9 protein-coding genes are annotated in these 13,384 nt (G+C 64.0%); 6 read left to right on the top strand and 3 right to left on the bottom strand.

All coding sequences use genetic code 11. The annotated features are described in order from the left end of the window. Positions 1–14 precede the first annotated feature (14 nt). The gene (locus tag J3454_RS10755) at positions 15–2,318 is read right to left on the bottom strand and encodes a DUF305 domain-containing protein (protein ID WP_349513751.1); all 2,304 of its coding nucleotides are present in this window, start codon (positions 2,316–2,318) and stop codon (positions 15–17) included. 261 nt (positions 2,319–2,579) lie between these two features. Here J3454_RS10755 and J3454_RS10750 point away from each other — a divergent pair, with 261 nt between their 5' ends. After that, positions 2,580–3,614, top strand: a complete 1,035-nt coding sequence (locus J3454_RS10750; protein ID WP_349513750.1) for a serine hydrolase — start codon at positions 2,580–2,582, stop codon at positions 3,612–3,614. Between the two features lie 103 nt (positions 3,615–3,717). Here the strand turns inward: J3454_RS10750 and J3454_RS10745 are convergent, their stop codons facing one another. Further along, entirely contained in the window at positions 3,718–3,978 is a 261-nt protein-coding gene (locus J3454_RS10745; protein ID WP_349513749.1) for a hypothetical protein, read from the bottom strand. A 255-nt stretch (positions 3,979–4,233) separates the two neighbouring features. Between J3454_RS10745 and polA the strand changes: the two genes are divergently transcribed. After that, positions 4,234–7,122, top strand: a complete 2,889-nt coding sequence (gene polA / locus J3454_RS10740) for a DNA polymerase I (protein WP_349513748.1) — start codon at positions 4,234–4,236, stop codon at positions 7,120–7,122. Positions 7,123–7,189: 67 nt separating this feature from the next. Here polA and J3454_RS10735 read toward each other — a convergent pair whose 3' ends face one another. Continuing rightward, positions 7,190–9,496: a CDC48 family AAA ATPase gene (locus J3454_RS10735; protein ID WP_349513747.1), complete on the bottom strand. Its 2,307-nt coding sequence runs from the start codon at positions 9,494–9,496 to the stop codon at positions 7,190–7,192. 624 nt (positions 9,497–10,120) lie between these two features. Here J3454_RS10735 and J3454_RS10730 point away from each other — a divergent pair. From J3454_RS10730 to J3454_RS10715, 4 genes are read left to right on the top strand one after another with little or no spacing between them, the layout of a single operon-like run. Further along, positions 10,121–10,843 carry a CoA transferase subunit A gene (locus J3454_RS10730; RefSeq protein WP_349513746.1) on the top strand — a complete coding sequence of 241 codons (723 nt, stop codon included), beginning with the start codon at positions 10,121–10,123 and terminating at the stop codon, positions 10,841–10,843. Further along, positions 10,843–11,832 (top strand): HAD family hydrolase, encoded by a 990-nt coding sequence (locus J3454_RS10725; RefSeq protein ID WP_349513745.1) that lies wholly within the window; start codon positions 10,843–10,845, stop codon positions 11,830–11,832. The genes J3454_RS10730 and J3454_RS10725 overlap by 1 nt, the downstream gene beginning before the upstream one ends. 14 nt (positions 11,833–11,846) lie before the next feature. Beyond that, the gene (locus tag J3454_RS10720; RefSeq protein WP_349513744.1) at positions 11,847–12,497 is read left to right on the top strand and encodes a 3-oxoacid CoA-transferase subunit B; all 651 of its coding nucleotides are present in this window, start codon (positions 11,847–11,849) and stop codon (positions 12,495–12,497) included. Next, positions 12,497–13,384 (top strand): alpha/beta hydrolase, encoded by an 888-nt coding sequence (locus tag J3454_RS10715; protein WP_349513743.1) that lies wholly within the window; start codon positions 12,497–12,499, stop codon positions 13,382–13,384. The genes J3454_RS10720 and J3454_RS10715 overlap by 1 nt, the downstream gene beginning before the upstream one ends.

The raw sequence follows: 13,384 nt of genomic DNA, 5'->3' as shown, positions 1-13,384 counted from the left end.
CGTCAGCCGCCCCGTTACCCGCCCTTGCGGCTGGCCTCGGCAGCCTCGATCACGCCGTCCTCCCACGTCACTTGCGTCTGGGTCTGCGGGTTGAAGCGGCCATCCGCATATGTCGCCGCCTTGGCCGCAGCGATTTCCGCTTCAGTCAAAGCATCGCTCGGTTCCAGTGCGAAGACATCGATCCCGCGGGTGATCTCGGTGCCGTAAAGGTGGCCGTTGTACCAGTAGACCGACCAGTATCCGCCCAGCACCAGCTGCTCGTCGTTGATCGGGCCGCGATCGAAATAGGCGATTTCCTGCGGATTGGCGCTGTCGGTGAAGTCCATCACCGAAAGCCCGCCCTGATACCACGCCTGCGCGAACAGATCGCGGCCCGGTACCGGGATGATCGAGCCGTTGTGCGCGACGCAGTTCTCCTTGTCGCTCTGCGGAGCAGGCAGCTTGTAATGGGCGCGGAACTCCAGCTGGCCGTCGACGATGTCGTACACCGCATTGGCGCCCCAGGTCTTGGGATCGGAGGCCTTGCAGCGGGGCCGTCCGCCGCCGCCCCATTCGTCGGTGAAGATCACCTTGGTGCCATCATTGTTGAACGTCGCCGAATGCCAATAGGCGAAGGTGGTGTCGGTTACCGCATCGATCCGCTTGGGGTTGAGCGGATCGGAGATGTCGAACAGGATACCGTTGCCCGAACACGCGCCCGCCGCGATGCCCTTGGCCGGGAACACGGTGATGTCGTGGCAGTGATTGGTCTGCGCGGTGCGCTGCGTGCCATCGCCATGGTCCCCGCCGCGCCACAGGCCGGCGATCTCGCCGGTTTCGGTGTCGGCGAAAACGCGCGGGCTGCTCACGATCCGGGCCTTGGAAGGATCCGCCACCGGGATCTCGATCACATCGACCGAGAACAGCGCAGTGCGGCTGTCCCCCGGAATCCCGCCGATGCAGCCGGCCAGTTCCTCTTCCTCGCGGATACCCGCAGTCCCGGAATTGTAGACGACGATACGGGTATCGTCAGCGCTGACGATCGAATGGGTGTGGCTGCCGCGGCAGGTCTGCACCTGTCCGACCTGACGCACGGCGCTGAGATCGGAGATGTCGAAGATGCGCAGGCCGCGGAAGCGTTCCTCGCTGACTTCGCCTTCGACGCCCTGCAGCCCGCAATCCACGCGCCCGCGGTTCTGTTCGACACTCATCACGAGCAGATCGCCCACCACCGAGACATCGCCTTGCCCGCCGGGGCAGACGACCGAACTCATCAGGTTCGGCACGCCGTCGGCGCCCAGCTTGTAGATGTTGAAGCCATGAAAGCTGCCTGCCACCATGATATCGTCGAAGAACGCCATGTCGGTGTTGGCGAAGTCGAGCAGCGGGGAGCGTTCGGCGAACTGGGTAAGGCTTTCCTCCTCGCCGCGTTCGGGAGTCTCCACAGCAGCAACCACGGCAGCTTCGGCATTCGCCTCCGCATCGGCAACCACCGCGTCCGCGGCTTCATCCTCATCCTCGGACTTTTCGGCCTTGTCCTTCTTCGGGGGGACCGGCGGGCGCAGATCGGCCGGGTTTTCGGGATTGAAGAACCCGGCCGGCTTGCGCAGGCTTGCGACCTTGGTCAGGTTCATGATCGCCTCTCCGGCATCGCCGAACCCGGCCGCCAGGCCAGCGCGCGGGTCTTCCGACAGGCCGGCCAGCAACACGTCCATGCGCTCGATCTCGCCGGTCTGTTCGTTCTCGATATCGCCGATGAAGCGATAGAGCACCGGATCGGCGGCGGTTCCGGCCTGGTCGAGCAACTTTTCGACCATCTCCACCGCGCCTTCATGGTGGGCAATCATCAGTTCAAGAAACTGACGGTCGAACTCCACCGCGTCGGCTGCGGCCAGCGCCTTCATCTGATCGGGCGATGCCATGCCGGCCATCATGTGATGCATGTGGTCGCCGTGGCCCCTCATCGCCGGGTCTTCCACCGGCTCGCCCCGCTCGGCCAGCCATTCCTTCATGAAGGCGATCTCGTCCGCCTGGCTCGATTCGATCCGGCCGGCGATGGCTACGATTTCTTCGGTGTTGGTGCGGTCCTTGACCAGCACCGCCATATCCACAGCTTGGCTGTGGTGCACAATCATGTGCTGCATGAAGGCGACATCGGCAGGTGTATAGCTCGCAGCGGCAAGCTTGGTCGCTTCGTCTGCGCTCAGGGTGCGGCTGCTTTGGCCCGGTGCACCGGGCTGAACGATCGGAACGCTTTGGGCCAGGGCAAGGCCCGAAGTGCCGAGCAGCAAAGCGGAAAGAATGGCGCCCGAAGCGCGCAAGGCTGATGCGTTGGTCATGATGTCCCTTCAAACCAGAATGGTTGATCCCCAAACTGCCGCCATCAGCGCGGCAGTCAAGCGGATCAGTGATTCGGCAAGCCCGCTTTCGACAAAAGTACGATTTCGTCCGAGCGGCAGCATGGCCGGCGTCAAGGCAGCCCGGTCGCGCCATGCGCACCTTTCACCGCACGAGCCGAAACGAAGGCTTGCCGCGACGAATCGCGCGTGACTATTATGATCATTAAGTTGCCGGCAACCATGAAGGAGTAACATCAGGCCATGGTACGCACCCGCCTTTCCGCTTTCGTAACCGGCCTTGCCGCAGCCTTCGCGATGCTCGCCGTGCCGGCGCAAGCGGACGCCAACGAACTGCAATCGAGCTTCGATCAGGCTTTCGGCACCGACGCGCGCCAACCGCAGAGCTTCGAGGCGATCTACGCCAACAGCTTCGCGCAGCGGATTGCCGAACTCGCCGATCCCGCGCAGGGTCGCATCGGTGTGGCCGCAGTCGACCTGACCACCGGCGAGGAAATCATGGTGCTGGGCGACCAGATGTTTCCGATGGCCTCCACCAGCAAGATCGCGGTGGCTGCGACTTTTCTCGAAATGGTCGAACAGGGGCGGTATTCGCTGACGTCGGAATTCCCGCTGATGCTGCCAGTGCGCTCGGCGAAGTATTCATCGGCGCGGGCGCCCGTGCGCGAAGGGCAGTACATGCCTGCGATCGACCTGATCGAAATCATGATCACCCGGTCGTCCAACCCCGCGACCGATGCGTTGCTGGCGGCAGTCGGCGGGCCTGCTGCGGTCACGGACTGGGTGCGCCGCAACGGCATCAGCGAATTCAGCATCAACCGCGACATCGCAACGCTGGTGCGCGACGATGGCGAATTCAATCCGGTGAACCATATCGACAAGCGCGATGTCGCGACTCCGCGGGCCATGGCGCAATTGCTGTCCGGGCTTTACCGCGGCGATTTCCTTTCGGACGAGAGCCGGCGCGTCATTCTCGCCGCGATGAGCCGCACGGTCACCGGCAAGCGTCGCATCGTTGCCCACATTCCGGACGACGCGCGGGTGAGCCACAAAACCGGTTCGCTGTACAACACCTCCAGCGATATCGGCCTGATCGAATGCCCCGACGGGCGCACCATTGCGGTGGCGATTTATGTCACCGGTCAGGGCACACGTCTGGCGCGGGAACAGCGGATCGCGGCGATTGCCCGCGCGCTGTATGATGGCTTCACGGTCCGCGCCCAGCAGCAGAACCCGGTGCGCAACTGGACAGCAGCGCCTTACGACACCGGCGGTTGATACCGCTGCGGATGCGGGCCTGAAGGCAAACGAAAAGGGCGGCGCTTTGCGGCACCGCCCTTCTGTTTGACCAGCGCCGCCGAGGCGGCGCGATCAATCCGAATTATTCGGCAGCAGCTTCAGCTTCGGCAGCCACTTCAGCGGCGGCGTCGGCAGCAGCTTCGGCGCCTTCGGCGGTCGCATCAGCAACTTCTTCAGCGGTCGCGTCGACAGCAGCTTCGGCGTCTTCGACGGCGGCGTCGGCGTTGACTTCGGCGTCAGCAACCATTTCTTCGGTGGTGGTTTCTTCGGTGGCGGTTTCACCGCAAGCAGCGAGACCCAGAGCCGAAGTGGCGATGGCGGCGGCGAGAATGATCTTGCGCATAATTCTGAAATCCTTGTTCGATGGATACCCCACGCTCCTACTCGGAGGGTGGCGAAACCAGAGTGTGAACCCCGGTTCGAGGTGTCAAATAATGGCAGGATTGAGGCAATGCAAGGCAAATAAGGCAATCTGCCCAAATTCTGCCATCTTCTCGCCATAATTGGTCAGGCTAAGCGCCTCGCTCAGGACATGGCAGGGAGTATACCGTCCACAAAACCGGCTACCCCGCCTTGCTTGTGGGTGCTAGCAGACCGCATGGCCGAACCCCAAGAATCCACCAAGCAACATCTCTATCTCGTCGATGGATCATCCTACATCTTCCGCGCCTATCACCGGCTGCCCCCGCTAACGGACCCGGAAGGCACACCGGTGGGTGCGGTTTATGGCTACACCACGATGCTGTGGAAGCTTGCCACCGATCTCGACGAAGCCGACGGGCCGACGCACCTTGCCGTGATCCTGGATGCCGGATCGATCAGCTTCCGCAACGAGATATATGATCAATACAAGGCCAACCGGCCCGACCCGCCCGAGGATCTGGTTCCTCAGTTCCCGCTGATTCGCGATGCCACGCGCGCCTTCAGCCTGCCCTGCATCGAGGAAGCGGGGCTGGAGGCCGACGATATCATCGCCTCCTATGCCCGCGAAGCGCAGCGGATGGGGTGGGACGTCACCATCGTCAGTTCCGACAAGGACCTGATGCAGCTGGTGGGCGAGGCCGACAGTCCGCATGGCCCGGCGCGCATCGACATGCTGGACACGATGAAGAACCAGCGCATCTACCTGACTGAGGTCGAGGAGAAATTCGGCGTGCCGCCCGAACTGGTGGGCGATGTTCTGGCGCTGATGGGCGACAGCGTCGACAACGTTCCCGGCATCTTCGGAATCGGCCCGAAGACCGCATCCAAGCTGATCGCCGAACATGGCTCGCTAACCGCCGCGCTCGATGCCGCGCCCGCGATGAAGCCCTCAAAGCTCAAGGATCGCCTGATCGAGAGCCGGGCTGACGCCGAACTCAGCAAGGTGCTGGTGACGCTGAAAGAGGATTGCGCCCTGCCCCAACCCATCGAGGAGATGAAGCTCGGCAAGATTCCGTCAGAACCGCTCGCCGCATTCCTCGGAAAGCATGGCTTTACATCGCTGCTTCGGCGGCTGGAGGGCGGCAATGGCAGCCCGTCGCGCAAGACCGATCTGAACCCGCCCAAACCGACGACCGCTGGCGATGCCGGCAATGGCACCGGAAGTGGCAGGGCCAACCACCAGCCATTGCCTGATATGCCGCCCATCGACCACAGCGCCTATCAGACGGTGCAGACGATGGAGCAGCTAGACCGCTGGATTGCCCGCGCCCGCGCCGCGCGGCTGGTGGCGGTGGATACCGAGACCACATCGCTCGACGCAATGCGCGCCGAGTTGTGCGGCATCAGCCTGGCAATCGGACCGAATGATGCCTGCTACATCCCGCTCGCGCATCATAACATCGAGGGGGGCGGCGACGACATGTTCGCGCAGAAGCCCGAGCAGGTGCCGATGCAGGCCGCGCTCGCCGCGCTCAAGCCGCTGCTGGAGGACGACAGCGTCCTCAAGGTCTTTCAGAACGGCAAGTATGATCTCAACGTGCTCGCCCAGCAGGGGATCAGCGTTTCCCCGATCGAAGATACCATGGTGATCAGCTTCGCGCTGGATGCCGGACGCGGCGAGGAAGGCATCGGGGGGCGCCACGGGATGGACGAACTCAGCCAGCGCCACCTCGGCTACAGCCCGATCCCGTTCAAGGACGTGTGCGGCACCGGCAAGAAGGCGATTTTGTTCAGCGAAGTCGCAATCGACCGTGCGACGCAATACGCCGCCGAAGATGCCGACGTGACCTTGCGGCTCTATCGTCACCTCAAGCCGCGCCTCGCCAGCGAAGGCGGCACGCGGGTCTATGAGCGGGTCGACCGCCCGCTCATCCCGGTGGTGGCGGCGATGGAGCGCGAAGGCATCCGGGTCGACCGTGCGCGCCTCGCCAAGCTGTCGGAGGAATTTGCGGTCGAGATCGGGCGGCTGGAGGGCGAAATCCACGAACTTGCGGGCCAGGAATTCACCGTTGGCAGCCCCAAGCAATTGGGCGACATCCTGTTCGACAAGCTCGGCCACAAGGGCGGCAAGAAGGGCAAGAGCGGGCAGTATTCGACCGATGTCTCGGTGCTGGAAAAGCTTGCCGCAGAGGGCGCGCCGATCGCCCGCAAGGTGCTGGAATGGCGGCAGCTTGCAAAGCTGAAATCCACCTACACCGATGCGTTGCAGGCCGCGATAAACCCCGCGACGGGCCGCGTCCACACCAGCTACAGTCTGGTCGGCGCGCAGACGGGGCGGCTTTCCTCGACCGATCCCAACCTGCAGAATATCCCGGTGCGCACCGCCATCGGACGCCAGATCCGCGAGGCTTTCGTTCCTGAGCCCGGCAATGTCCTGCTGGCGGCGGATTATTCGCAGATCGAATTGCGACTGGCGGCGCACATGGCCGACGTCGACAGCTTGAAGGAAGCCTTCGCGGCCGGCGAGGATATCCACGCCCGCACCGCCCGCGAGATGTTCGGCGAAGTCACCCGCGATACCCGCGCTCGGGCCAAGACGATCAACTTCGCAATTCTTTACGGCATTTCGCGCTGGGGGCTGGCGACCCGGCTCGAAGTCGCGCCGGACGAAGCGCAGGCGATGATCGACACCTATTTCCAGCGCTTCCCCGGCATCCAGCGCTACATCCACGAAACGCTCGAAAGCGTGCGAGCCAAGGGCTATTCCGAAACCCTGTTCGGGCGCAAGACGTGGTTCCCGCGGATCAATTCCAGGAATCAGGCCGAACGGCAGGGCAGCGAACGCGCGGCGATCAACGCGCCGATCCAGGGCACCAGCGCGGACATCATCAAACGCGCGATGGTGCGGATGCTACCCGCGCTGGCGGACGAAGGTCTGCACGATGTGCGGATGCTGCTTCAGGTGCACGATGAACTGGTGTTCGAACTCCCCGAAGCCCGCGTCGAAGCCGCCACGCCGATCATCAGGCGCATCATGGCCGAAGCCGCGCTGCCATCGGTCGACCTCACGGTTCCGCTCGGCATCGATATCGGCACCGGCGCAAGCTGGGACGCGGCGCACTAAGCGTCCACCTAGGCTGGCCGATGTTCCCCCAATGTTTCACGTGAAACATTGGGGGAAGGTCGCCCCCTCAATCGTGCTTCTTCTCCCGCGTCGGGGTCAGCATTTCGGGCGCGATAAAACCGATTGGCTGCACCGCCGCCGCCCGCTTTTTCAGTTCGCCGCGCATCTTCTTGTATTCGGCTTCCATCGCCTCGGTTACGGTGGCACGCGAATCCTTGAGCGCCTCTTCGAAATCCTGCGCGCCAACTTCGCTGACGTCGCCCCCCAGCCGCCGCAGTGCGGACAGGCCGGCGCGGCGCACCACGTCCTCCAGATCGGCCCCGGTAAACCGTTCGGTCTTGCCCGCTAGCGCGCCAAGGTCGACGCCGTCCGCCAACGGCATTTTCGACGTGTGGATGCCGAGAATGTGCTCTCGGCCCTCCTTATCGGGGGTGCCGACATAAACCAGTTCGTCGAACCGGCCGGGGCGCAGCAGTGCCGGATCGACCAGCGCCGGGCGGTTGGTCGCGCCGACCACGATCACCGATTGCAATTCCTCCAGCCCGTCCATTTCGGCAAGGATGGTGTTGACTACACGGCCGGTCACCTGCGGTTCGCCCTGCCCGCTGCCGCGAGCGGGAACGAGGCTGTCGATCTCGTCGATGAACACCACACAAGGCGCCACTGCGCGGGCGCGGGCGAACAGCTTGGCAATCTGCTGTTCGCTTTCGCCGTACCATTTGGACAGCAGGTCGGAGCTTTTCATCGAGATGAAGTTGGCCTCGGCCTCCTTGGCCACGGCCTTCGCCAGCAAGGTCTTGCCTGTGCCGGGCGGGCCGTAGAGCAGGAAGCCTTTCGCGGGCCGGATGCCAAGCCGCCGGAACGCGTCAGGGTTCTTCAGAGGAAGTTCGATCCCCTCCTTCAATTTGTCGATCGCCTCGCCGGCGCCGCCGATATCGCTCCACGCGACATTCGGCACCTGCACCATCACCTCGCGCATGGCCGAAGGTTGCACGCGTTTGAGCGCGCTGAGGAAATCGTCGCGCAACACGCACAGATCCTCCAGCACGTCCTGCGGAATGGTGCGTTCGTCCAGATCGAGTCGGGGCATGATCCGCCGCACCGCCTCGATTGCGGCTTCGCGGGTAAGCGCGGCGATGTCCGCGCCGACAAAGCCATGGGTGACGCGGGCGAGTTCCTTCAGGTCGACCGTCTCCTCCAACGGCATCCCGCGGGTGTGGATCGACAGGATTTCGCGCCGCCCGCGTTCGTCCGGCACGCCGATCACGATCTCGCGGTCGAACCGGCCCGGACGGCGCAGCGCCTCGTCGATGGCATCGGGGCGATTGGTCGCAGCGATGACGACGAGATTGGCGCGCTGTTCCAGCCCGTCCATCAGCGTCAGCAGCTGCGCGACGAGGCGTTTCTCCGCCTCGCCCGGAACCTGCGTGCGTTTGGGCGCAATCGAATCGATCTCGTCGATGAAGATGATCGCGGGCGCGGCGCGGCTGGCTTCCTCGAACACTTCGCGCAGGCGCTTTTCACTCTCGCCGTAACCCGATCCCATGATTTCCGGGCCGTTTATGGTGAAGAACTCCGCGTCACTTTCATTCGCCACCGCCTGCGCCAGCCGGGTCTTGCCGGTTCCCGGCGGGCCGTGGAGCAACACGCCCTTGGGCGGTTCGACACCGAGCCGAATGAACAATTCGGGGTAGCGCAGCGGCAGTTCGACCATTTCGCGCAACTGGCGAATGGTGTCCTCCATCCCCCCGACATCGTCGTAGTTGACGACTGCGCGGCCATCGCGCGGTTCCTCGAACTCGGAGCGCAGTTCGACCTCGGTATTCTCGTCGATATGGACGATGCCCTTGGGACTGGTCGAATGCACGGACAGGCGGATCTGGGTCAGCGCATAGGCGGGTGCGCGCAGCAATTGCCGCACATCCGATGGCATATTCTGCACCGGCTGCTGACCGGTGGTAGCGACCAGATCGCCGGCGAACAGGGGCTTTCCGAAAAAGTTGCGCTTCAGTGCCTGGGTCGGCCCCTGCAGCCGCATTTCGCGCTGTGCCGGAGCGAAAACAACGCGGGTGGCGGGGCGCGATTCGGCGCGGGCGATTTCGACATGCTCGCCCGATCCGGCTTCGGCATTGCCGCGCTGCAAACCGTCCAATCGCACCACGTCGAGCGCATCATCCTCGGGGTAAGCGGCCATGGCGATCGCGGCGGTGGTGCGCTTGCCGACGATTTCGACCACGTCCCCTTCGGTAATGCCGAGCTTCTGGAAAGCGGAGCGCGGCATCCGGGCGATGCCCTGCCCCGATTCCTCCTGCCGCGCAGGCGCGACCTGCAAGCGGGCGGTGCGGGTGGGCGCGGCGGTTTCTGCTTCGGCCATGGGTTTTTCCTGCGCTTGCAAGTGTTCTGGAGACTTGCACAATTAGCTAGGCACGCCCTTGCGCGATTGCAATCGAGCTTGGCCGGGGCGCCGCAGACGGTCGGCGAGCGAAAAGGCCAACGCGCAACACTGCGGATTCGGAGCAAGCAGAAAAGGCGCGGCTGCCTCGGGACCGTGCCGGCCAAAAAGGAGTCCGGCACGCCCCGGATTATTCCCGGGCAAGAAAGCCGGGCGTGGCGCGGATTTGTGCGGGCAAAAAAAAGCCCGGCACTGGGGCCGGGCTGATGAGTTTGGGAGAGGATGCCTAAAAGGCACTTCGCATCTGCAGCAGAATAGGATTTTGTGCAAGTGCGTAAAGTGCGCATAGGATTGCAAAATGCGCAATTAATTGCCGCTGATGACACAATCGGGTGTCAGAAACGCAAATTTTCTGCCTATAAAGAAGGCAGGCGGTCAATTTGTAAGCACATTTCGTCACATTTGGCATCTTGCGCCGCAACATGAACGCAAGTTCAAGTTTCGCTCAGGCACGGTGGTGACAGCGGCGCCTGAAGGCACTAATCACCCTCGGGAAATCCCGCAGGGATTGTCCGTGCTGAATTTACAACAAGTCAGGCAGGCTCGATGACAAAGCTCTATTCCGATGCAGCCAGCGCGCTCGAAGGCGTCCTTGGCAATGATATGCTGATTGCTGCAGGCGGTTTTGGCCTGTGCGGTATACCGGAACGGCTCCTGGACGCGATTCGTGACAGCGGCGTGACCGGCCTCACCTTCGCCAGCAATAATGCCGGAATTGACAATGAGGGCATCGGCAAGCTGCTGCGCACCCGGCAGGTGAAGAAGATGATCAGTTCCTATGTTGGCGAGAACAAGGAGTTCGAGCGGCAGTATCTTTCGGGCGAGCTCGAAGTCGAATTCTGCCCGCAGGGAACGTTAGCGGAACGGATGCGGGCCGGCGGCGCAGGGATTCCCGGCTTCTACACCCGCACCGGGGTCGGCACCGCAGTGGCCGAGGGCAAGGAACACAAGGACTTTCCCGACCGCGACGGGGTGATGCAGACCTATATTCTCGAACGCGGCATCTTTGCCGACCTGTCGATTGTCAAGGCGTGGAAGGCGGACGAAACCGGCAACCTGATCTTCCGCAAGACCGCGCGCAATTTCAACCTGCCCGCCGCGACCTGCGGGAAGATCTGTGTTGCCGAGGTGGAGGAAGTGGTGCCGGCGGGCAGCCTCGATCCCGATCAGATCCATCTCGCAGGCGTGTATGTGAACCGGATCGTGTGCGGCGCACCCTATGACAAGATGATCGAGTTCCGTACGGTTCGGGAGAGGGAGACCGCGTGATGAACCGCAGTATCGTATTGTTGCCCTTGCTGGCTTTGGCAGGTGCATCCCTCTCGGGGTGTATCGCAGTTGCCATTCCCGCTCTGGCTGGAAGTGCGATGGTGGGCAGCCGGCTGGATGGTGAAGGTCCGGAAAGAAACACCCCCAGCGCGCCTGCAACCGCTCCGGCGGCTGTCGCTTCGGCTCCGGCTCCGGTTACGGCGCCGTCGGTCACGGTCGCGCCCGCAGCGCAAGCCGCCGCTCCGGCTGCGGATCTTGCCCCGGCTCCTGTCAGCGTACCTGCGGCTCGGCCGGGAGCAGTGCCCCCGCCGGTCGGATCACCGCCCAGTGCTCCGGCGCCAACTGCGGCTGCGCCAGCCTTAGCGGCCGCCACCGTATTGCCCGGCGTCGCCCCCGCGGCACCGCAAGGCGAGCGGTTCGGCTTTGCCCAGTTCGTGCGTTATGGTCGCGGCGTTGCGGCGGTCAGCGCGCAGGCAAGCGGTCCGCTGTCCGCCATGTTGGCCGATCCGATCGCGCTCGACGGAATGCGCAAACGCTGTGCTGCGGGCGAACAGCCGGTGGCGGTCGTCGATCTCGACCCGCAAGGCGGCGTCTTTGCTCCGCCCGCCGCCGTAGCGAAGAACGACGGTCAGGCGCTCGGGCTTGCGGTCCTGCGCGAGGCCGGGGTGCAGATCGCCTGGGTCTCCGATGTGCCCGTCGGCCAGATCGGTGCAGTTCGCACTGCGCTGGAGCAATCCGGGCTCGATCCGCGCGGCGAGGATATCGTCTCGCTGCGTCGTGACCCCGAAGACCGCAAACAAGCGCGCAAGGAATCGCTCGCCGCGAATTCCTGCATCGTCGCGATTGCCGGCGACGAAAAGTCCGATTTCGATGAGCGATTCGTGTATCTCAAGAACCCCGAGGCGGGCGCCGCGCTCGAAACCGCGATCGGCGATGGGTGGTTCCTGATCGAGCCCCTGTTCCCCGCGGCGCTCCCCGCGGCCAAGTAAGGACACCAGCACCAATGACCACGCTTCCCACCGGCTGGACCCGCGACCAGATGGCGGCCCGCGCCGCGCGCGAGCTCCAGGACGGCTACTACGTAAACCTCGGCATCGGCATCCCGACGCTGGTGGCCAATCACATCCCCGAAGGGATGCTGGTGACGCTGCAGAGCGAAAACGGAATGCTCGGTATTGGGCCGTTCCCCTATGATGACGAGGTCGATGCCGATCTGATCAACGCAGGCAAGCAGACCATCAGCGAACTGCCCCACACTGCCTATTTCGACAGCGCCACCAGTTTCGGGATGATTCGCGGCGGGCATATCGACTTGACCGTGCTGGGCGCGATGGAAGTGGCCGAGAACGGCGACATCGCCAACTGGATGATCCCCGGCAAGATGATCAAGGGGATGGGCGGCGCAATGGACCTGGTCGCAGGCGTGAAGAAGATCATCGTGGTGATGGACCACACCGCCAAGGACGGTAGCCCGAAATTCATTCCCGAATGCACCCTGCCGCTGACGGGCGCAGGCGTGGTCGACATGATCATTACCAACCTCGCCGTGTTCCAGCGGCCCGACCATAGCTCGCCGTTCCGCCTCATAGAGATGGCGCCGGGTGTGACCGAGGCCGATATCGCCGCGACCACCACCGCGCATTACGTAGCCTGATGCGGCGTGCCGTTGCAGCAGCCGCCCTTGCGCTGGTCGTCGTGATCGGCGGCATCCTCGCCTTCACGTCGCCACCGCGGCTGCTTTCGCTCTATGACCGGGCGGCGGGCGGCGGCGCGGGGGCGCGACAGGTGGCCGAGGGCGCGGCGTTTGGCAGCCACGGGCAGAGCCTCGACATCTGGGCACCGCAAGGCGCGGCGAGCGACGCCGATCTGCCGGTCGTGATCTTTTGGTATGGCGGCGGCTGGGCCAAGGGGGACCGCACCGCCTATGCCTTCGCAGGGCGCGCGCTGGCCAATCAGGGCTTTCTCGTGGTGATCCCCGATTACCGCAAGGTGCCGCAAGTGCGCTTTCCCGCCTTCCTCGACGACGGGGCCGAGGCGGTCGCGTGGGTCGAGGACAACATCGCCCAATACGGCGGCGATCCGGCGCGGCTCGCCTTCATGGGCCATTCGGCAGGCGCCTATCAGGCGATCATGCTGGCGCTGGATAGCAAGCGGCTGGTCGCGGCCGGGGCCGATCCGTCCAACGTGCAGGCGGCGGTCGGTCTGTCCGGTCCGTATGATTTCTACCCGTTCGACAGCCCGCGTTCGATCGCGGCGTTCAGCCAATGGCCGCAGCCTGAGGAGACGCAGCCGATCACCTATGCGCGCGCCGACGCGCCGACGCTGCTGCTGGTGACATCGGAGGGTGACGAAACCGTGCGCCCGCGCAACACCAACAACCTTGCCGCAAAGCTGCGCGAGCTTGGCGCGCCGGTGGAAGTCATCAACTACGGCCCGCTCGATCACGAGGAGGTGGTGATGGCGCTGTCCAAGCCGTTCCGCAGCAAGGGCCCGGTGCTGGCCGACAGCGCCCGGTTCCTGAAGGCGCAGATGGGCGAATAG

The sequence above is a fragment of the Erythrobacter sp. NFXS35 genome, assembly GCF_040148725.1.
In the GTDB taxonomy this organism is placed as follows: Bacteria; Pseudomonadota; Alphaproteobacteria; order Sphingomonadales; family Sphingomonadaceae; genus Erythrobacter.
The sequence above is the reverse complement of the archived record's forward strand: the minus strand, read 5'-3'. Positions and strand labels throughout refer to the sequence as shown.

Bases quoted from the DNA above. Each gene is read 5' to 3' on its own strand.
- J3454_RS10755 (WP_349513751.1), bottom strand. From the start codon at position 2,318: ATGACCAACGCATCAGCCTTGCGCGCTTCGGGCGCCATTCTTTCCGCT.
- J3454_RS10750 (WP_349513750.1), top strand. From the start codon at position 2,580: ATGGTACGCACCCGCCTTTCCGCTTTCGTAACCGGCCTTGCCGCAGCC.
- J3454_RS10745 (WP_349513749.1), bottom strand. From the start codon at position 3,978: ATGCGCAAGATCATTCTCGCCGCCGCCATCGCCACTTCGGCTCTGGGT.
- polA (WP_349513748.1), top strand. From the start codon at position 4,234: ATGGCCGAACCCCAAGAATCCACCAAGCAACATCTCTATCTCGTCGAT.
- J3454_RS10735 (WP_349513747.1), bottom strand. From the start codon at position 9,496: ATGGCCGAAGCAGAAACCGCCGCGCCCACCCGCACCGCCCGCTTGCAG.
- J3454_RS10730 (WP_349513746.1), top strand. From the start codon at position 10,121: ATGACAAAGCTCTATTCCGATGCAGCCAGCGCGCTCGAAGGCGTCCTT.
- J3454_RS10725 (WP_349513745.1), top strand. From the start codon at position 10,843: ATGAACCGCAGTATCGTATTGTTGCCCTTGCTGGCTTTGGCAGGTGCA.
- J3454_RS10720 (WP_349513744.1), top strand. From the start codon at position 11,847: ATGACCACGCTTCCCACCGGCTGGACCCGCGACCAGATGGCGGCCCGC.
- J3454_RS10715 (WP_349513743.1), top strand. From the start codon at position 12,497: ATGCGGCGTGCCGTTGCAGCAGCCGCCCTTGCGCTGGTCGTCGTGATC.